15 protein-coding genes and 1 pseudogene are annotated in these 21,300 nt (G+C 57.6%); 8 read left to right on the forward strand and 8 right to left on the reverse strand.

Annotated features, from left to right (window positions below):
* Positions 1-9 precede the first annotated feature (9 nt).
* Genes HL45_RS19615 through HL45_RS19630 form a run of 4 tightly spaced genes read right to left on the reverse strand, consistent with a single transcriptional unit; the run spans position 10 to position 3,255 of the window.
* Entirely contained in the window at positions 10-693 is a 684-nt protein-coding gene (locus HL45_RS19615; RefSeq protein ID WP_049972905.1) for a DUF7519 family protein, read from the reverse strand.
* Positions 690-1,937 (reverse strand): DUF58 domain-containing protein, encoded by a 1,248-nt coding sequence (locus HL45_RS19620; protein WP_049972906.1) that lies wholly within the window; start codon positions 1,935-1,937, stop codon positions 690-692. Before HL45_RS19620 ends, HL45_RS19615 begins: the two co-directional genes overlap by 4 nt.
* A complete protein-coding gene (locus HL45_RS19625) occupies positions 1,934-2,515 on the reverse strand; it encodes a DUF7269 family protein (RefSeq protein WP_049972907.1) in 582 nt (193 codons plus the stop codon). The genes HL45_RS19620 and HL45_RS19625 overlap by 4 nt, the downstream gene beginning before the upstream one ends.
* On the reverse strand, positions 2,512-3,255 hold the full coding sequence (locus HL45_RS19630) for a DUF4129 domain-containing protein (RefSeq protein ID WP_049972908.1): 744 nt from the start codon (positions 3,253-3,255) through the stop codon (positions 2,512-2,514). Before HL45_RS19630 ends, HL45_RS19625 begins: the two co-directional genes overlap by 4 nt.
* Positions 3,256-3,479: 224 nt before the next feature.
* Between HL45_RS19630 and HL45_RS19635 the strand changes: the two genes are divergently transcribed.
* From HL45_RS19635 to HL45_RS19655, 5 genes are all read left to right on the forward strand, one after another.
* On the forward strand, positions 3,480-4,766 hold the full coding sequence (locus tag HL45_RS19635) for a glycosyltransferase (RefSeq protein WP_084157196.1): 1,287 nt from the start codon (positions 3,480-3,482) through the stop codon (positions 4,764-4,766).
* A 261-nt stretch (positions 4,767-5,027) separates the two neighbouring features.
* Positions 5,028-6,614 (forward strand): twin-arginine translocation signal domain-containing protein, encoded by a 1,587-nt coding sequence (locus HL45_RS19640; protein WP_084157198.1) that lies wholly within the window; start codon positions 5,028-5,030, stop codon positions 6,612-6,614.
* A gap of 73 nt (positions 6,615-6,687) precedes the next feature.
* Complete coding sequence (locus HL45_RS19645) at positions 6,688-7,590, forward strand: alkaline phosphatase family protein (protein WP_049972909.1); 903 nt, start codon at positions 6,688-6,690, stop codon at positions 7,588-7,590.
* 87 nt (positions 7,591-7,677) lie between these two features.
* Complete coding sequence (locus HL45_RS19650; RefSeq protein ID WP_049972910.1) at positions 7,678-9,954, forward strand: oligosaccharide flippase family protein; 2,277 nt, start codon at positions 7,678-7,680, stop codon at positions 9,952-9,954.
* Positions 9,955-10,117: 163 nt separating this feature from the next.
* On the forward strand, positions 10,118-10,930 hold the full coding sequence (locus HL45_RS19655; RefSeq protein ID WP_084157200.1) for an FkbM family methyltransferase: 813 nt from the start codon (positions 10,118-10,120) through the stop codon (positions 10,928-10,930).
* Between the two features lie 93 nt (positions 10,931-11,023).
* Here HL45_RS19655 and HL45_RS19660 read toward each other — a convergent pair whose 3' ends face one another.
* Positions 11,024-12,328 (reverse strand): polysaccharide deacetylase family protein, encoded by a 1,305-nt coding sequence (locus HL45_RS19660; RefSeq protein ID WP_049972911.1) that lies wholly within the window; start codon positions 12,326-12,328, stop codon positions 11,024-11,026.
* 273 nt (positions 12,329-12,601) lie between these two features.
* Between HL45_RS19660 and HL45_RS19665 the strand changes: the two genes are divergently transcribed.
* Complete coding sequence (locus tag HL45_RS19665; RefSeq protein ID WP_049972912.1) at positions 12,602-14,053, forward strand: hypothetical protein; 1,452 nt, start codon at positions 12,602-12,604, stop codon at positions 14,051-14,053.
* Positions 14,054-14,116: 63 nt separating this feature from the next.
* On the opposite strand, the gene HL45_RS19670 is transcribed toward HL45_RS19665, so the two are convergent.
* On the reverse strand, positions 14,117-14,923 hold the full coding sequence (locus HL45_RS19670; RefSeq protein WP_049972913.1) for an FkbM family methyltransferase: 807 nt from the start codon (positions 14,921-14,923) through the stop codon (positions 14,117-14,119).
* A gap of 545 nt (positions 14,924-15,468) precedes the next feature.
* Here HL45_RS19670 and HL45_RS19675 point away from each other — a divergent pair.
* Both HL45_RS19675 and HL45_RS19680 read left to right on the forward strand, forming a co-directional pair.
* Complete coding sequence (locus HL45_RS19675; RefSeq protein WP_049972914.1) at positions 15,469-17,187, forward strand: asparagine synthase-related protein; 1,719 nt, start codon at positions 15,469-15,471, stop codon at positions 17,185-17,187.
* Between the two features lie 45 nt (positions 17,188-17,232).
* Positions 17,233-18,552, forward strand: a complete 1,320-nt coding sequence (locus tag HL45_RS19680; protein WP_049972915.1) for a DUF1616 domain-containing protein — start codon at positions 17,233-17,235, stop codon at positions 18,550-18,552.
* Positions 18,553-19,088: 536 nt separating this feature from the next.
* On the opposite strand, the pseudogene HL45_RS20660 reads toward HL45_RS19680, so the two are convergent.
* Together HL45_RS20660 and HL45_RS19690 are read right to left on the reverse strand one after the other, a co-directional pair.
* Positions 19,089-19,241 (reverse strand): annotated as a pseudogene (locus tag HL45_RS20660) (NAD-dependent epimerase/dehydratase family protein); the annotation flags it as partial.
* Positions 19,242-19,290: 49 nt separating this feature from the next.
* The gene (locus HL45_RS19690; RefSeq protein ID WP_049972917.1) at positions 19,291-21,282 is read right to left on the reverse strand and encodes a hypothetical protein; all 1,992 of its coding nucleotides are present in this window, start codon (positions 21,280-21,282) and stop codon (positions 19,291-19,293) included.
* Between the last annotated feature and the right edge of the window lie 18 nt (positions 21,283-21,300).

The raw sequence follows: 21,300 nt of genomic DNA on the forward strand, positions 1-21,300 counted from the left end.
ATCGACTTCCTAATCGTGAAGCGCCACCGCGAGCAGGACGACGGCGACGAGTAGGAGTACCAGCGAGCCCAGCGAAAGTCCGGACGGGCCGACCCCACCGGAAAATTTCGCGGTTTCGACCGCAAGCAGTGCGACGAGTCCCGTCCCGGCGATATGCACGAGTTCCGTCTCGCGCGTTTCCCGACCACGGCCGAGATGCTCGCCGACGTTAATCGCGTGTTCTCCGGCATCCCACGCAACGACGGTTGCGGCCCCCGCCAGTAAGAGCGCCCCGAGCGAAACCGCGTTGAAGATGCCGGACGCGAGGACGGCGACGAAGACGAGTCCCGTGCCAACTTTCACGAGCGTCCGTGACCCGGTTCCGCGCACGGGGACGAGCGCGAGCGCGAGGACGAAGATGCCGAACAGCCCCGGAATCAATCGAATGATTCCACTCATTCCGACGACTCCCGAAAACGCGACGCCGACCGCACCAGCGAATCCTGCGAGGCCGAGCGTTCCGACCAACGCACCGGCGATTTTCCAGTCGCGTCGCCAGAGGCCGAAACCTCCGGTGAGTGCGGTCACGCCGACCGCTTCGAGCGCCAACGCGGTTGTTGATGCGTTCAGTTTCCACATCGCGGCCAGCGCGACACAGACCGCGAGCGCGCTGGCCAGCCGAGTCGGTCGCCGGGTTGCGATTGCTGTACTCATGCGTTCACCTTCCGTGGCCGGTTCATCAGCGCCGCGGCGAGCGGCGTTTCGGATTTCCATTCGACCACCGGCACACCGGACTTCCGGAGCGCACTGAGTCGATTTTCTCGTTCGACACCGGCGAGACGCTGCCCGACGCTTTCCTCGCCGGTCACGTCCGGACTGATGACGCTCACCCGGTGGCCGTAGGCGTCCAGTCGCCGGGCCGTTTCGACGATTGCGTCGTCGGAAAGCGGCGACAGGAGGACGACCTGTGTCGTGCTCGAAAGCCGCATCCGAAGCTGTTCGACCTGTTCTTCGTGTTCTGGCTCCTCCGTCGGCGGTATCGAGGCGAAGGCGGAATGGGTTGCCAACAGTCGTTGTGCCTTCGCGCGATGGCTTCGTCCTGCACCGGGTTCGAGCCAACAGGCTTCCCGCCCGAACGCGGCAAGGCCGACGAGATTTCTGTCGCGGTGGAGTGAACCAAGCAACTGTTCGGCGGCGGAGACGCTGTACGCTACAGCGTGCGGTTCGTCGGTTGCGGCCCGATATGCGACGGCGCGCGCGTCGACCAACAGCACGACGGTTGCCGCGTTCTCCTCGCGGTATTCGACGGTCGTCAGGTCGCCAGTTCGGGCGTACCGATTCCAGTCGATTCGGTGCATGGCATCACCAGCACGGTACTCCCGGGTGCGGTAGAATTCGATACCACTGCCACCTTTTTGCGCGACGATTCGTCCGACTTGGTCGAGGGTTTGATCGCGTAGTGGGCCGTCTGCCTCGGTTGCGGTGCAGTCGAGTTCGGTGTCAGCGGAGATGGTCGTCTCGACCTCCCATGCGCCACTGATGTCGCGCGCGACGACCGTGGCGGGTTCGAACGGATGTTTTCCGTGTTTGGTGCCGACACGGTACGAAAAGCTGACCGACCGCCCCGGCCAGAAAACTGCGCCTTTTCGCGGCGAACCGACGGAAACGGAGAGTAGCGCGGGTACGCCGTCTACAATTCGAACGTCGGGAAGAAACCCGCCTTCGTTGGTCACCGTGACGGTGACCGTCACCTCGTCGCCGGGGCGAGGCGTGCTATTGCTCAGTCGTCGCTCGATGCGGAGTTTCGGCGTTGGTTCCGAGAGAACGTGGGGATACGCGGCGAAGACAACGCCGATAACCGAAAGCAGGAGCATCGACGGGCGGTCTATGGCGAGTCCGACTGCGCCCGCGGCCAGCGACAGCGCGATGACGCCGCGCCAGCGGTGCGTTTCCGTCATGCCATTTCACCCGTTTTGGCGATGGTTTCGGCGGTTCTTCGGGCGCAGTGTTGGTTCCACGTCCGTCCCCGCAGGAGTACGGCGGAACGAGTGCCGACGCCAGCGCCCGAAACCGTGGAATCGCCGATATAGGACGCCACGGCGGGGTCGTCCGTCCATTCTCCGGAATCTACCAGCCCGCGAGCCTCCTCACGGGAGCAGTTTTCGGCCCGCATGAGCGTCTCGATGGCCGCGGTTCGAAGCCGTTCGCGGACGTTTTTTCGCTGGCTTCGACCCACGAGCGGCAGGCGATACCGCCACGACCCGACGGTTTCGTCGAACGTGTATCCCGCGGACGGAACCGTCACCGGTTCCTCCGGGGCGGGCATTTCGGCTTGAACCAGATTTCCATCTCGTCCCGACGCGAGTACCGGAATTGCGACGAGGAGGCCGAATCCGCCGATGGCGACGACGAGCAGATAGTCGTTGCCGAGGAGCGACAATAGTGCTCGAACCGGAAGCGTTCCGGGGCCGCCAGCGACCGCCATCAGAACTGCAACTGCTCCGGAGAGTCCGAACAGGATACGACGACCATTCATTGTCCGCCTCCCAGTCTGTCGGACTGATTTCGAGTTTGGCTGAGGCGGTCGTCGGTGATCGGCGCACCGCCGTACCGCACCTCCTCGAAGGTTTGCGTCAGCGTTTCTGCGGCGGTTCTGTCCGCACCAGCATCGACTGCCTCGCGGGCGCACTCGCCCGGCGTCTTGGTGTGTGGTTGCTCGACGCCGAACCGTTTGACCATCGACCACCACGCCCGTTCGATTTCGTTCGACGGATTCGGCTCCGGCGGTGGCGGCCTGCGCGACCGAGCCGAACTATTCGGTTCGGTCGGGGAGTCAAACAGCCGACCGCCGAACCGCACGCCGAGTGCGATCCCTCCGGCAACTGCGACGAACGGAACGACCCAAATGAGCAGTTGCAGAAGCTGTTGAAGCAGTTCCATGAGCCGGTCGAGGAAATCCAACGGCTCTTTCGAAGCGTTCTTTTCGGACTGCTTTTGCTTCTGTTGCTGTTTGGTCGCGCTCGACTGCTGTTTCTGATTCGATTGTGACTGCTGTTGGTCGTTTTGTGACTTCGCCGACTGCGGTTCGCCCTTCGATTGTGCTTCCTGTTTCAGCTCCCCTGCATCGTCCGGATTGATCGGAAGCGACTCGTAATTGACATCGATGACATCGTCGGGGTTGGTGTCCACCGACGACCCCAGCGTCGAAGCGGAGGTGCCGATAGCAAAGATACAACACAGCGCGATTCCGGCCGTGAGGAGTCTATCCGTATTCATACAAGTCCGTCCCTGTCGGTGGTCGGCCGCCCTGTTCCACCGGTAACATGAATAGTCTATCACCCCTTTCCCGGTTAATTATAGACCTCGTAAAGTTTCAGTAGGCGTACCAGTACACCGAACGAACGACCGTTTCGTTCGGTTTCAGGCGGTGTCTATCGCTGAGAAGAACCCGCACGCTTAGCCACCCGATAATAAACATCGACGGACGCTTCCCATCTAGTATGTCGAGCGACACGCACGCGCAGGTCACCGAACCGCCAGACGCGGGGGACGTGCCACGAACGGAGGATGCACTCAAAAAAGGTGAGGTACCGCGAAATCACGATTTGGACGGACTGGCGGACAAAAACCTGCTCATCGTCTCGCACAGCTACAACCATTTCGTCAAGGGGCAGGTGGACGTGCTCGCCGACTATTTCAACGAAGTGTACGTTCTCGTCCGATACAACCGGTTCGCGGACGTCGCCGAATATCTCCCCATCGACTACGCGAAACCGTTCAGCAAGAGCGCGAAAATCAACGTCGAAGACAAACCGGCCAACGTGACGGTCGTCAGCACACCACTGCTTTATCTCCCTATCGACCTTCACCGCCGATATCTCGGCGACCAACACGTGTTGAAGTTAAAGCGGACGCTCGCCAACCTCGCCGTCGAGTTCGACGTGATTCATTCCCATCTAACGTGGACTGCTGGCTACGCCGGAACCGTCCTCGGGAAGCAACTCGGTATTCCGTCAGTTCTCACAGTTCATGAGAATCATGACCTGTTCGTGGAGCAACTCGAATCCTCGAACGACAAAATAAATCGAACGTGGCGGGACGCCGACGCCATCGTTCGCGTGAATCAGCAAGACCAAGACACGCTTCGACGGTTCAACGACGACGTGTACTACATCTCGAACGGCTTCAGCCAAGACCGCCTTCGCCGAGTGCCGCAGGCCGAGGCGAAGGCGGAAATCGGTGTCCCGGAGGATACGAGACTACTGTTCGCGCTCGGCCATCTAAAAGAACGGAAGGGGTTCCAGCATCTCATCAACGTGATGCCCGAAATCGTCGAAGCAGAGGGTGAAGTCGTCTGTGCAATCGGCGGTCACGGCGGAATGCGGGCCGACCTCGAAGCAAGAATCGAGGAGTTAGGACTCGACGATCGCGTCCGTCTGCTTGGCTACGTGTCGAACGAGGACTTGAAATACTGGATGAGTGCCAGCGACGCCTTCGTCCTGCCGAGTTACAGCGAGAGTTTCGGCCTCGTGCAGTTGGAAGCGATGGCCTGCGGGTCACCCGTCGTCTCGACGATAAACGGTGGAAGCGAAGAAGTCGTCACCTCAGAAGACCACGGCTTCCTCATCGACAGCCCGGAAGATCACAACGCACTCGCGGATGCTGTCGTGCGCGCGCTTCAGAAGGATTGGAACCGCGATGGAATCGAAGCACACGCAGAACAGTTCACGTGGGAGCGCGTCTGTGTAGACATTGCGCATCTCTACGCCGAACTGCTCGAACTGTAGCCAAAAATCTATTTTCCCCGACATGATGGACAGTAGTGGAGTGAATCACTACTGACTATTCTACAAGTGAACAGCCACTATGATAGATGTTGTCATGGTGATAGAACTTAAAGGGTGGAAATACTAAGGCACAGACTTTGGCCGAAAGGTTCTAGTATGTTTATTCGAAGACCGTCAGGACCCACAGGGTGCGGATATTTCGGTACGTCGCCACGGCGTGCCACTCGCTCGACGGTTGTCACTAACGCGCTGGGAGACAGAATGACTCACAAAATCGACACACGGGACGCAAACTGCACTGACAACACGGAATCGAACAAGGGAACGACTCGACGAACCTTCTTGAAAGGCGTAAGCGCCGCAGGGCTGTGCGCCGCGGGCACGCAAGCGATGTCCGACCGAGTGAGTGCACACCACGGATATTTGGACGACTACGGAACGGTCGTCAATATGGTCGAAGACGCCGGTGCCGACCCGAACGGTGACGAACCCATCAACGACCTGCTAGAAGAGTATGCAGACGACGACACGATGCTTCTCTTCCCGCCGGGACGCTACCGCATGAACCGGCAGTTCCGTTTCACCGGATTCGAGCACTTTGCCATCGTTGGCCAGTACAACGTCACCATTGTCCCTGACAACTACCACGACTTCGACGACGGCGGTGACTGGAACTACCGCCTCTTCCGACTCGGAATCGACTACAACCCCGGACGTGACCTCCTGTTCGAGGACATCAACATCGACCAAACCGCAGACGACACCGGTGTTCGTGTTCTTGAGGCCGCCGTCGAGGACGATTTGACGGTTCGAAACGTCAACGTCCACGGCGAACACGACAGCGGAGCATGGGGTCCGGGACGTTTCGTCGTCACCGACCCCGACGGAAGCGGCGTCGTGGAGAACTTCAACGCGCCGGACGGCGGCGACTGGTCGGAAAACACACCGGGAGATAAGCTCTGGCGCGGCCCGACGGGTATCATCTGTAACAACGGGAACAGAGGGACGATAGCGTTCAAAGACTGCTCACTCGGTGCGTTTCCGGACAACGGTCTGTACGCCGCAAACGGTTCCGGGAAAGTCATCGTTGACGGTGGTCTCTACAAAAACAGCCAGACCGCGAGCGTCCGTGTCGGTGGCAACAACAGCGTCGTGAAAAACGCGAAGATAATCGTGGACGACAGCAGCGGCCGCGGAAATCAACACGCGCTTCGCGTCGAGAGCAGTAACTACCTCCGCATAGAAAATTGTGACATCGAAGTCAGCGACCCCAACGGCGATGCCATCAAAACGATGGACGTGGATATTCTCGTCTTCGACGGCGTCGAACTTCGAACGTCTGGAAGCGACGTCGTTCACGGACTCGTTCTCCAATCGAAGAACAAAAAAGCGCGAATCAAGAACTCGAAATTCGTCCACGAAGCAGACGGCGGATTTTCACTCTGGATAGAACCCAGCGACGAGCCTGCCTACATCGAAAATTGCGTGTTTAAAGGAGAGGGCGGTCACGAGAGCGCGCGTGCCGCGATTCGCTGTGAGCGCGACGGAACGCAGTTCAGAAACGTTGCGGTCGAACAGATGGGCACGTCACGACGCCGAGCATTGGTGAACACGGCTTCCGACGTGCTGATTTACGAAGGTGACTACCGCTCCCGCGAATATCCCATCATCGACCACGGCAACGACGTGTGGATAGAAGGAATCTACTCCCGCTCCGAACGAGATCTCCCCGGACTCAAACTGTCGAGTTCGTCCGATAACGCATACATCAAAAAGAACAACATCGTCAACGGAATCCGCGACGATAGCGGCGAAGCAAGCGGCTGGGGGAATAACTTTAGCCTCTAACTTTCCGCGATTGCAGGTAGACAGGGCTTAAGAGACGTATAATAATATAGAAACGTATCTTGCTCAGAGATACATGAATATCTCTGATACGGTTCGACGTGTTCGTCGTGGTCTCAGGGAACCACATCTGGTCGTTCGAGAACTGAATAAGTACTACTACCAGCAGAAAGGTCCCGACGAAGACGGGGTCGAGTTCTTCGACGAAGACTGGGACAACCTCATTATTCTCGATGCGTGTAGATACGATACGTTCGAGAAAACACACAAACTCCCCGGGGAACTCCAGTCGAGACAGACCAATTCGAGTTCAACTCCTGACTTCCTCTACACGTATTTCGACGGTGCAGACCTTCGTGATACGGTTTACGTGACTGCTAACCCGCAGTTGTATCGCAAGCGTGACAGAGTCGATGTGAAACTCCACAAAGTTATCAACATCTGGCAAGACGAGGGTTGGGACGAAGAGTTTAGAACGGTTCGCCCGGAGACGGTCACTGAAATCGCGGAACAAGCCGCCGAGGAGTTCCCAAACAAGCGAATCGTCGTCCACTTTATTCAGCCACACTACCCGTTCATCGGGCCGACTGGGAAGAAATACCTCGACCTCGACTCGCTCGACTTTTGGAACCGCGTCATGGCTGGCGAGGTCGATGTCCCTATCGACGTTCTCTACAAGGCATACGAGGAGAACTTGGAAATGGTGTACCCTCACGTCGAGCAGTTGTTGAACACGTTCAAAGGAAAGACGGTCGTCACCGCAGACCACGGCGAAGCGTTCGGCGAACGGTCGTGGCCGCTTCCGATGGCCGAGTACGGCCACCCGAACGGTATTTACATCCCACAACTGACGACGGTTCCGTGGCTCGTCCATCAAAACGGCGACCGACGGACTATTACGACAGGGGAGGAAGGGGAAGATATGGACGAGGTATCGGTCGATGTCGAGCAACGTCTTCAGGATCTCGGCTACGCCTGAGCGACTAGCAGATTCATAATAAAGTCCCCATAGAGATACTGTGATGATAGGTGCTGTTACGATGAGTAGCGCACTGACGGTGATTTTGTGCAACGAAGTATTCTAAGTGGCGTCATCTCGGTTGCCGGGACGAAAGTGCTCACGCTCGTTATCGGCATCCTTACGACTCCGATTCTGTATCGATTGCTGGAACCAGCAGGTGTCGGTGTGTACACGACCGTCATCTCGGTGTTCTCGCTGTTCATGATTCTCGTCAGTTCCGGGGTAACCGACGGCGTTCGGAAGTTCATCGCCGAAGAACGTGACATGGACTGTTGGGAGGAGTACGTCGTCGGATTCTACTTCCGACTCGCGCTCCTCCTTGCGGTCGTCGGGTCCGGGATTCTCGCGCTCGCAACCTGGAGCGGCGTCGTCGGGCGGATATTCGGACAACAGTACGAGTTGTACTTCTACCTGCTCACGGTGATGACCATTGCGAGCCAACTCCGGGCGTACAGCCGCCGGACGCTGATGGGCTTCGGCTTGGAACGTTACTCCGAGCCGTTAAAAGTGGTTCAGCGAGTTGCGTTCGTCGTCGTCGCACTTCCACTCGTTTACGTGATGAAAGACCGCGGCCTGCTCGAAATCGCGGTTGCTGGTGCACTCGTCGGAAAAATTGCGGCCGCGACCGCGGTCGCAGTCATCGGGTTCTATCTCATCTTCCGGCGCGTTTCCCTGCGAAGCCTCCTTCGCCCGACGCCGGAGGATTTCCCGCGACGCACGATGCTGACATTCAATTCGCTGTCTATCGTGCTGATCTTCCTCCTGATGTCGCTCTACCACGTGGACATTCTAATGTTGCAGGCGCTCGCGGACAACGTGCAGGTCGGCTACTATCGGGCGGCGCTCAAGCTTGCGGAGTTCCTGTGGTTCGTTCCGCTGGCGCTTCAAACGGTCTTCGTCCACTCGACCTCGGAACTGTGGTCGAACGACAGAACCGAGAAGATTTCCGACCTCGCAGCGCGGACGACGCGATACACGTTCCTTCTCACAGCTATCATGGCGCTCGGTTTGGCGGTGCTCGCGGACATTGCCGTCCCAGTGTACTTCGGTTCGCAGTACATGCCCGCAGTGATTCCCCTACTCTTGCTCCTCCCGGGTGCGCTCGGGTTCGCGGTCGCGCGACCCATCCTCGCCATCGCACAGGGGAAAGGGAACCTCAAATATCCGATTGCGGCCACAGGAACCGCGGCAACTATCAACCTCGCATTGAACGCCCTCCTCATTCCACGATATGGGATGCACGGTGCCGCGATTTCCACGAGCATCGGCTACGGCCTGATGTTCGTGTTCCACCTCTGGAGTGCTCGGAAAGTCGGTTTCGACCCACTGTCGGACGCTCGTCTCGGACGCGTTTTCGCTGCGACAGTGCTCTCTTTCCCACCCGTATTCTTGTTCTCCCGGCTACTGGACGTGCGCCTGAACCTGCTGGGAACCGAGTTCCCGCTGTCGATACTTATCGTGCCACCGCTCGGCCTCGCAGTGTTCCTGTTTTTCGCCTTCGGGACGGGAGCACTCGATTTCGACGAAGTGTTTGATATGCTTTCGTCCCTTCCAGAACCCATCTGTTCGCGCACTGAAATGCTTCGAAACAAGGTTAAAAAGATGTCATCCAACTCAATGCAGCAAATGATGGTCGTCGTCGGCGTCCTGCTCTTCGTCTCCGGAATTGGGTATGCGTTCCTCGACCCCGGACTGGGAGTGCTCGGCGACGATTCCGACAATGAACCGCAAATGACCACGGAACCGCCGGAAACAACGACAGTCACCGAGACGACGGACGGAACGACTCCGACGGACTCGACGACAGAAGAAGAGACGACGCCGGAGAGTACGACGAAACCGCCGTCTACGACACCACCGGAGGAAACCACGGAGGAAGCACCCGACGAGACGACGGAGGAGACGGAAGAGCCGTCCGACCCACCGTCCACGACGAGTACGTCGGCCCCACCGAGTACGACCAGTGAACCGCCGGAAACGACGAGCACGGCGCCACCAAGCACGACTAGCGAACCACCGACGACAACGAGTACGACACCGGCGGAAACGACGACCAGCACCACGTCATCCACAACGAGTACGACAACGTCCACCACGACGGAACAGACGACTACCACAACCACGACGGACACGGCGGGAACGAACTCGACGACACAGTCCAACAGTCTGACGCAGACCGAAACGACGCAAACCGGAACGGCACAGACGAACACAGAAACCACGCAATCGACCACGATGACGTTAGGTACGGAAATCACGTCGAGTACGGCGACCACGCAGACAAACACGACCGACGACGGTTGGTTTAGCGTTAGACTGTGATGGACAAGGCAGTTCATCGGATGACTGCGGACTCATTTTTCTCGCGTTCGACTACCGGAATATGAACTAACGGAGCATGAACTGAAGGTCGGACGATACGGAATCGAAGTCCAGTATCGGCCCAGGGATATATCAGTCTCGGCTGATAATTCACGGGAAAGCGATGTCTTCGAAAAAGATTACTACGGGAATGGTTCAGATGGGCAGACGTGCGCTCTCGACGCCGCCCGCCCGAAGCGTTATCGAACGTCTCGGACTCCAATCGACACTCTCTCGTGCCTACTGGCAGTTGCTCTTTCGAACCAGTGGAGGAACGCACACACAGCAAGTGGGTAGCGTCAGCACAACCTTTCACGCTTCGACGGCAGACGACTTTCGTCACTATCGGACGCTGGTAGACGAACGTCCCGTCCTCGCTGACCTCCTCTCCCGATTGGAGCCGGACGACGTGTTCTACGACGTCGGCGCGTACATCGGTAGCTACACCTGTCTCGCCGCGACGGCGCTCTCCGAGGGGGAGGTCGTGACGTTCGAACCGCGAAGGGAGAAGGCGATGCACATCGAAGCAAATCTCACACGCAACGGTTTGCAGGCCGACGTGCGACTGGAAGCACTTTCGGACGAAAACGGTGAAGCGACGTTTTCAACGGACGGAGTCGCGCAGATTTCGGAAACCGGAACCGAACAGGTCGTTCTCAAAAATGGCGACGAGTTGGTTGAAACGGGTGAAGTGCCACCACCGACAGTCATCAAACTCGACGTGGAGGGTGCAGAACTAGACGCGATTCGCGGCCTCGAAGCGACGCTCTCACGACCCGAATGTCGGCTGGTGTACTGCGAAGTCCATCCGACGTTCCTCGACGAATACGGAGCGGACGAAGACGACGTTCTGACAGCACTGGAAGAGTGCGGGTTCACAGTCGAAACGATACACGACCGCGGAGTGGAGTATTTCGTCCGAGCGGAGAAACAGTAGGACAGCGAAAAAACGGTAGAAAGCGCAGCATCGACGCACTGCTGTTCGGGGAGTGGGCGGAGAAAGCACGACGTAGGTTACGGGACGACGCGCTTAGATGAGCATACCCTTCTTTTCCAAGTCGGAGAGGGTGACGACTTCGACGTTTTTCTTGTTGATGTATTTGAGGATTTCCTTGAACTTGTTCTCGGCCAGACCATCGCCACCGATTTTGTGGAAGATAAGCGGCGACAACTGCTTATATTTCGCCGCGAAGTCGATAGACTCCTTGGTCGCTTGCATGTTGTTTTCACCGTACATCCGCGAGATGATGGTGTTCTTCTTGATGGCAGGGAGTGCGTTGGGCGACGCACCGAACGACATCGTCACATCGAAGTGTTTCTTTGCGAGGTCGAAGGTGTTCGGCCCGACGACGTTTTTCGGGACGGCCATGAATTTGTGGCCGTCGTAGCCGTACTGTTTGAGCCACTGCTTTGACTCCTTCATCAGACTTTCCTGCTCCTTTTTCGAGCGCTGGTCTAACGGAGTTGCCTGCGTGTTCGGATGAGCGATCATATCCCATCCGTCCTCGACCATCTCGTTCATCTGGATTCGAGTGAGGAACCCGTCGTCGTAGACGGCGTCGGTGATGACGGCGTCCACTCCCGGGAAGTCGTACTCCTTCATCATCTTGTACGCCTTCGTGTACTGCGATTCGAGGCCGTCGTCGAAGGTCAGCATCACCATCCCCTTTTTCGGGGCGGGCACCGTTTTGAGGTCGTCCACGAAGAACTCGATCGGCGTACTCGTGTTGGGGTCGCTCGGGCGGCCGATGATACGAACCTCATACACCTTCGAGAGGTCGATGTTCTTCGGGTCATTATGGCCGGTAACGCCGAGATTAACGCGAACCCACTTTCCTTTCGGGCCGTAGAGCGTTCGCTTCATCTCGACGATGTGACCACGGTCGGGTGCATACAACTGGACGGCGACTTTCATGAAGTCGTGCGTCGTACACTTGAAAGCGAGAGAGAGATTCTTGTTGCTGAAATCAGCTGGGTTGCCACCGAAGTTGATGCGGTGAATCTGTCCCTGTTTGGTGTCCTGGCTACCGACGACGTGGGCCGACTGCGAGCCTTCGACTTTCTGCTTCGTACTCTTTTTGAGGCTCCCGTGGCCGTCAACCGCCTTCCACGGGCCGAGCTTTTCGAAGTTCTCGAACGTCTGTGGCCCGCTCTGCGGATCGTCCCCATTGGAGGGGTTCTTACCATCGGTCGTGGAGGACGTTCCGTTGCCGTCGGTACCGTCAGGAGAGGTCGTATCGCCGCCGGAGTCACCGATACCGGAACAGCCAGCAAGACCAAGAGTACCGGCCGCTCCGACCGTCGTCAGGAACGTACGTCGTGTCTGTCGTTTCATCGCTACTTTACCAGAACAGTCATAGGTATTTTCTTATATGGCGCTTAAGAACCGGACGTAAACAATTATACACACGGAAAATTCCCGGGCGAGAGACCGTTTACAACGTTTCCAACAGAGGGAAAACGGGGAGGGAATGAACTAGGCACCAGATAATTAATATATACGGTCGTTTTGCAGATTTTGATGGCGTCAGACAAGCGTAATCGAAACGCAACGACTCGCAGAACTTATCTCAAGCTCACTGGTGCGGTTGCTGCATCGACGGCGGTTATGGGGACCGCGTCGGCAAATCCTTCAGAATATGAAGACAATTACGGGACCGTCATCGACGTGACGGATGTGGGGGCGGACAACGATGGAGACGAATCCATTACACCGATTCTCCGGGAGCACGCGGACGACGATACGCTCCTCTACTTCCCGCCGGGACGATACTACATGGACGAGCAGTTCCGCTTCACCGGCTTCGACAACTTCGGACTCGTCGGCGACGACGCGGAACTCGTTCCCGCGAACTACCACGACTTCGACGATGGGGGAGATGGAAACTACCGCCTCTTCCGACTGGGAGTTCACTATGACCCCGGACACGCCCTGCGCGTGGAAGGATTCACGGTTGACCAGACGAGGGACGACACTGGTATCCGCGTTATCGAAGCCGAAGTAGACGACGGGCTGATGGTACGCGACATCGAAATCATCGGCCGACACGACAGCGGAACGTTCGGGCCGGGACGGTTCGCCGTCACCGACCCGGACGGAGAGGGACTGGTCGAGGGATTCGAAGCACCGGACGGTGCAGACTGGTCGGGCGACACGCCGAGTGATGCCCTCTGGCGTGGCCCAACCGGTATCCTTTGCAATCAGAACGAAGGGACGATGACCTTCCGTGACTGTCATCTCGGAAGTTTCCCGGACAACGGTCTGTACGCCGCAAACGGTTCCGGCTCCATCCAGATACAGGGTGGACGATTCCAGAACAGCACGGGCGCAAACGTTCGACTCGGCGGAAACAACAGCTACATTCAGGACGCAACGATTGTCGTTGACCTCGACGACTCGAACGGCATTGCCCAACGTGGACTCCGCATGGAGGAAGGAACTCTCCTCGTCGCACGGAACGTCGATTTCCAAACGAGCGTCGGCGAAAGCCCCGCGATTTGGATCGGACACGGTGCACGATACTGCTACGTCACCGACTCGACAGTGACGGCGCGGACGGACGACCCAACTCCAGCGATTTCCATCCGCGATTCCGCAGGCCAAACCCGCATCAAGCGGACGAACATCGAACACGAGGTAGGTGGCGGCCCAGCCATCAAAATTCAGGACGGCGACGACCCAGTGTACCTCGAAGACGTCACCATCACCGGAGACGCACCGACGACGGGAACCCGAGCGGCCATCGAAAACAAGCGTGATGGCTGTGAATTCCGCAGTGTAAACGTCAACCACGGCGGCGGTTGGGGTCGGCGTGCACTGGCGAACCGAGGAAAGGACTGTCTCATCTACGAAGGCGACTACGTCTCCGAAGATAACGCAATCGTTGACGACGGGGCGGGAACGTGGATTGAGGGCGTCTCGGCACGCTCACGAAGCGGCAACGAGGGACTTCGCATCACGGACGATGCCAAAGACATCTACGTCAAAAAGAGCAACATCGAAAACGGAATCGAGGACAACAGTTCGGACGGTTATGACGGCTGGGGCAACGACTTCTAACTCCATTCCAGTGTTTCACATCGCTGTACCGACATCCCTGCGATAGCATTTCGGCGCGGTAGACTAGTTTTGCGATTTGACGGCGCGGATGTGATAGGCGTCCGGACGCTCGCCGAGTCGCTCGACTTCGAATCCGTAGTCACGGAGATATGCTTCGATTTCTTCCGTCGAGGTTCCGTACTCCGCACTCAGGTTGTGGTGGAGTTCCGCGTAGACGAGACGGACGTCTGCCAGTCGATCATCGAATCCTTCGAGAACTTGGAGTTCCGCCCCCTCAACGTCGATTTTGAGAATATCCGGTGCAGGGTAGCGGCCCTCTTCTATCAGCGTTTCACCCCGAACGACGTCGATTTCGAGTTCGCCGTCCGCCGAGAGAGCGTGTCGCCCCTCGCCGTAATTCTCACTTTCCACTGCGAGCGTACCGGAACCGTCCTCGTTCGAGAGTGCGAGTTCCGCGACCTGCCACCGACTCGTCGGGAGGTTAGCAGAAAGGTTGTGCCGAAGTCGAACCGAGTTGGTCGGCATGGGTTCGAATGCGACGACCGTGCCGCTTTCCAGCCGTTTCCCGGCGAAACAGGTGTGAGTTCCGATGTTGGCACCGATGTCGTACAACACATCGGACTCCTGAACGTCCGAGAGCAGTGACTCCACGACAGCGCGTTCGCCGACGAGAGAGGTAGCGCGCTGATACTCGGTTCGCGTGTCCGCGGCAAATTCCGCCGTATATCCACCAACAGTGACCGATGCGGACCAGAGATGGAGCGCGAGCTTGGTGTGCCAATAACCGGTTGCGAGAACTGGCGCGATACCCACCCGTTTACAGAAGTTCCACAGGTGACTTCGGGCGGCCCGGCGCTCCAAATCAAGCATATGAGAAATCACAGGAGGCGAGGCATAAATATATATCACGGATAAGCGGCGAGGGAAAGCGAGTAGAACCCGTTTTAGCAGGCGCATAACAGTGCGAAACGGTTGGTACGGAGGACGAACGACCGGATAGTAGCGCAGGACGACAGGCGAAAAATCAGCCGGATTGATGAGCAAGCCAGTTTCCGACTTTCCGACAGGTCGTTCCATCGTCCACGACACCGTGTTCTCGACACGGATTCGAACGGAGGAGTCCGATAGCGGAGAAGTAGGATTGAAAGCAGAAAAAGAGGAGAGAACACCATCCGAGGATGTTCTTCGGGGGCGTTTCGGCTGCTGTCGGATACCGAGCACTGTTTCAGATGTTCCTAAACACAATCTTCCTGATGTTATACTGTGTATAGTTAACCGCCATAGACACGATAGCAGAAATAGAGCCAACCGTGACACGAGCGCAGACAACTGACGTGAGACGGAATCGGCGGACGATTACGTGCCGCCGTGGCACGGGACGACCACCAAACGGTGGCGACTGAGGTGTGTGAACGATGAATAAAGAAATATTCGGCGTCTTCGGTGACCGGGACGAGTTCGAGCGATTTCGTTCGGAGCGCGAGTTCGACGATGTCGTAACGAGCGACGTTGCGACCGTCGGGATTCGGGATACCGGACTCGGTATTCCCGGACGAAGTGCCTCCTACTCCGGCAAACTCGGTTCGTGTGTTATCTGGGGAGAGGCATATCCAAACAAGCGTGGCTGGACGGAGCCTGCTCGCTGGTTGCTAGAACAGTATTCGGAGAAAGGAAAAGACGCCATCAAGGCGCTTAACGGGTCGTACCTCGCGTTCATCGAACACGAGGGCGATGCGGTGGTTCTCACCGACATGATTCGTTCGTGGGAATGTTTCTACACGGACGACCCCGGCGTTCGGGTGTTCGGCTCCGACGCGGCGGAAGTGGCGAAAACCGTCGATAACCCGACCATGCGCAGGCAGTCGGTCGGCGAGTTCCTCCATATGGGCGTCATTCTCGGAAACAAGACGCTGTTTCACGAACTCCACCGCACCTCCTTCGACGGCTATCTGACGGCCGACGAGGTCGGTGACTTAGACCGGTTCGTCTACGACGAACAGGAGATGGACTACGCGGGCGAGCTTGCAGACCGCATGCAACGGGCGATTCGACGGCGTTCCCGTCAGCCCGGCAAGAAAGGACTGCTGCTGTCGGCGGGGTACGATTCGCGGACGCTGTTGTCGCAATTCCCCGAAATCGAACACTGCTACACGGTCGGAATGCCCGACGCACAGGAAGTGAAAGTCGCTCGCAGACTGGCTAAACAGTACAACGTAGACCACACGACGCTGGTGACGAACGACCGCTACATCATGCCCGGCGAGCAGAAAGTGCGGGATACGAATGGTATCAAAGAGTCCATTCACATCCACCACGCGGGTTACAACAACGACATCGAAGTGGACACGATGTACCACGGACTGCTGTTCGACACGCTTCTGCGCGGATTCGGCCACAAACGAAGCGAATTCGAACTACTCGGCAAGACGCTTCCGCTGAAGCGGATGGAAGACGACCCAGACCCCGTCGAAGCCTCACTCGACAACTTTGGGTTCCTTCCCAACCGAAGCCGGAAAGTTGCAGAGCAGTATGCGGACGATTCGGATGCGGCCGGAGAGTTCGTGCGCAACGCCATCGCAAGCGAATTCGACCGCTGTTGGGGACGTACCGACTCGGTGCAGAACGCGCTGTCGCTGTTCAGCATCAGCAACCAGCCAACGATTCCGTTCCGGACGCATCTCGCGGACAACTACCTCGAATCGTTCATCGCGGCAGATACGGAACTGCTCGAATGGCACCTGCAGACGCCGCCGAGATACCGAACCACGGCGACGTTCATCCGCGCAATTCGACAGTTAGATGATGGACTTTTCCGCCATCGGCCACCAGACCGACCGTACATGTCCACGCTCCTGTCGGAGATGGAGCGATTCGCACGGCGAAAGCTCCCGTTCGTGCAGTCGTTCGAGCCGGCGTGGCCGGACAGACAACAGATATACGACCGATACAACTTAGACCAGCGGTTGTTCCCGAAACACGAGACGATTCACGAGCTGCCCTCGCGCCACAAACTCCGAATCAACGATATGGTCGGCTGGGTCGCACAGTGCTCGGAGACGGCAGTCAACCCGACTGACGTCCTCTATATGCCCAGCGAAGACGGCGGAGCGGACGAAATTCGATCCGAGAACTGATTAGGAGCCGTATAATAAAACCCGTTTCACGCTACTGAGATTACAATGAGTACGAATAGCCGCTGGTGGTTCGCAGACCTCCTACTAGCCCTCGTTCTGACCGGTATCGGAGGTTTCGCGGCGTACGCCGGAATTGGCGGTCGAGCGCAGGTCGCGCTGGTTCTCCCGCTCGTCGTCTTTCTTCCAGGGTACGTCTTTATTTCGGCGCTCTTTCCCGAAGGCGGGAAGTCAGATGGCCGAACGTTCGGGAACGACAAAAACGATGCCGCATACGCGCTCGGTGGCCCCGAACGGGTCGGACTCGCCGTAACGATAAGCGTTGCCGTGGTTCCAATCGTCGCCGCGATAGCGAACTTCACGCCGTGGGGGATTCGACTGCGACCGATTTTGGTGGGAGTGCTCGCCTTCACGGCTTTCTTTACGCTCGTCGCGCTCGCTCGACGGGTGCGCGTTCCGACAGAGCGACGGTACACTCCCGGACTGCCGGGTCTGCTGTTTAGTTCGTCGGGGAGACGTTCGGGAGGTCGGACGATGACGATTTTGAACATCGGCATCGTCATTAGCTTCCTGTTGGTCGCGTCGAGCCTCGGATTTGCAGTGCTGAACCCACCGCAGGGAGAGCAGTTCACCGAGTTCTACGTGGACACACAGAACATAGACAGCAATACGAATACGCTGTATCAGGCCGACCTCGGGAACGATGGTGTGACGGCCAACGTCATCAACCACGAAAATGAACGAACCCAGTACACCGTCGTCGCAGTGCTTCAGCGCGTCGAGGATGGCAGTGTCACGGAACAGTCCCAGTTCGACGAACAGCAGGTGACGGTCGCCGATGGAGCGAGGGGGCAAGTGACACTCACCGGCGACCAGTCCATCTCCGGCGACAACGTCCGGATTCTCCTCCAACTCTACAAAGGAAATCCGTCCGGGGAACCATACCTAACGAATCCAGTATGGCTCTCGGAGCAGAGTCCACCACAGCAAGGGAACTCCGACACGGGAGACGGCTCGGACGAGAACCAGAACGAAGGAAACAGCGGAAGTGGGAACGGAGACGGCCAGAGTGACGGCAACAGCGGAGACAATCAGAACGGCAACGATGGTGACGCAGGGAACGGTGGTGCAGGAGATGGTGACGGGAATGCTGGCAACGGCAATGGCGGCGAGCAGACGACGCAACCGCCGGAAACCGGCACTACCACCACGACATCGGCACCGGGAACCACGACCTCGGCTGGGACGACACAGCCGGGAACCACCACGACCGAGACGGGTGGAACGACTCAACCCGGAGAAACGACTACCACGACGACCGACGACGGTTTCTTCTCGTCGCTTAGTTCGAACGGTTTGAGCGGGTAATAGACGAAGTGTTCTAGATGCGACGAAGACGGATTGGTTTTGTTGTACCACACCCCACTTTGTCCAGTGTCTTCTGTGGCTTCTCACACACACCCCATCGTGTCCAGTGTCTTCTGGCGTGAGGGTAGGGAAGAAGAATGAAAAGTCGAAACAGTATCATCGAGACACTGGACAGAGTGGGGTGTGTGTATTCCGGATAGAGAGAGACAGAAGACACAGTAGATGCGATGGTTTGTCAAAGATAACACGAATGGGGTGATGATATAGCTGCGGAGAGGAACACACCGGATTTCCTCTGCTTTTCGTTGACCGAGTGTATCGTGCCAAAATAGACGATCGATAATGGAAAATCTATAACTACTAAGATAAAATTACTCTGTATTCTATATACTCTGTCAGAGATTAAAGAATGAAGTTTTTGAATTTCGCTAGTGGTACAGGTTCGACTAAAAGCAGCGGAAATCCGGTGTGTATGCGCGCAGTCCGAAACGTACTCTCGACACCAGTGCGGAAAAAACAGAAGCCAAACAAAACCCCAAAATCGGATTTTCCACGTATTCGGGTTCCACGTCGGTTCCAAGATAGCCATCGTCTCCGGCGACAACGTCGTTCGCTTCTGCGAGATGATTAGCGAGGTTCGACCTGATGAATCCGGTATTACCGGTCACGAGAACGCGTTGTCCCTGCATGGCTTTCCGTCTTCTCGGGTGCGAGAAAAGAATTTACATCGTTAGCGAATCAGATCGTCTGATTCGCACACATCGTCACATCGCCGTTGTTGTAGAGCACACTCTGGCTCGGACGACAGACATCCTCTCTCGGAATCGTTCGGCTGATCGGAACACTTGCGTTCTCGCTCTCGTTGACGAGACGGTAGTTCGGCGCACCTGTAGACTGATACGTCCGATAGACGGTGATGGGATGGTCAGTCGGCCCCCCATCTACCGAGACGTTGAACGGAGCCGCTGGATACGCCCCTGTTCTGGCGAACACCGTCTGATACGGATGGTCAGTGCGAAGCACCTGCCGCGGTAGGATGTTCGAGGAGTCCGGCGACCCGGTCATCGTCCCGATAGTCGAGACGGCGGCGACCTCCTGTTCAGTGTACGTCAACCGTGTCTGCTCCTGCTCGAAGACGGGACTGTCGAGCGTCCCGTGACCCGAAATCACCATCACGCCCGGATAGATGAGGGCGACGACGAGCAGAGTAGCCACGGCGACGTTCCGGTTGAGGTTGTAGACGAGGTAGGCCACGCCCAGCGCGGCAAGGATAGCCATCGGCGCGTAGAGGAACGCGAACCACCGTTGCGGGATGAAGTTTCGGATACCGAACAGCGGCAGACCGAGCGTGAACCCGGTCATCACCACGGTTGCGAACAACAGGGTGAACACGGAGTGTGAGATGCGTTTGCGCCGGAGGACGTACAGACAGCCCACGACGGTCAGGCCGAACAGCACCAAGAAGCCTATCGTCTCGGTGTACGTCGCCACGTTGTCCATGAACGTCGGCGGCGGCAGTGCGATACCAGCGGCGCTGTCGCCCGGATTTACGAGATTCATAAATCCGAAGCTCTCTCGCATGGTTTGCCCGAGGTACAACAGGACGGTTTCGAGGAACGAATCCCCGTTGTACGGCGTGAACGACCACATGAACGTGATGAGGCCGATGTCGAACGCCAACAGTCCCGCGAGGTTGACCGGTTCGATTTTTCGGTAGACGCCCGGCCTCCGCGCCGTCGTCTGTCGGAAGATGCCGAGTCGTAGAATGAACTGCGCGGCCAATCCCGAAAACAGCACGACGAGCATGATGAACGTCGAAACTTGGTGTGTCAGGATGATGGCGATGGAAAGGAACACGAGCAGACCGAAATCTCGCGCGTTGTATTCCAGTTCCATGATACGCATGAGAGCGTAGAGGATACCGGCGAAGAACAGCAGGCCGTGACTCGTTGGGATGATGTGGATACCCCACTCGATGACGTAGTCGCCAATCGAGTAGAGCATGGCCGCGAACACGGCCCACCGCGCCGGAACGAGCAGTTTAGTCGCCCCGTACACGAACAGAATTATCATCGGCATTGCGATGCCGACGGAGAGATAGAGCGCGTTGCGGAGCGACACATCGTACAGCATCGCCGCCGACGCGACGAGTACGTGGTACAGCGGTGCGGCGATGTGTTTGTTCCCTTCCATCGAAGCGAGCGAACGCTCGTCGAGGATACCCTGCGACAAATCCGCCACGTGTGTCCAGATGTCGATTCCGATGTACGTCGGCGTGGTGTACACCGCCATAAATCGGATGACGAACGCGAGGACGAGAATTTGGGTGAGCAGCAGGGCTGGCAGGAAATCCTCATCGTCGGTGAACAGGATTTGGAGTACGATGAGCGTCCCCGCGAAGCCGGAGAGGCCGTGAAAGAGCAACGACCGCTCGCCCGAGTAGAGCGCGACGGCGACCATCGCCGCTGTCGTCACGAAGACGAAACTCGGTAGTAACTGTGCGACTGGGCGTGAAAGTGACGGGAATACATCCATCGACTCGCGGCCATTCCGAACTGCGAGAAGGTAGAGTCCACAGCCCAGTCCGAGGACGATTGGAATCGTTTGGATGTAAATCTGGGAAGCGAAAAACCGCAGTGGTAACAGCCCCAGTGCGATTATGAAGCCGATAATCGCGGCATCCACGTCGAATCGCCGCTTTTGCAGCCAGCCAGCCACTCGTCCGAACATCTTATTGCCTCCGTCCGT

This window comes from Haladaptatus cibarius D43 (genome assembly GCF_000710615.1).
In the GTDB taxonomy this organism is placed as follows: domain Archaea; phylum Halobacteriota; class Halobacteria; order Halobacteriales; family Haladaptataceae; genus Haladaptatus; species Haladaptatus cibarius.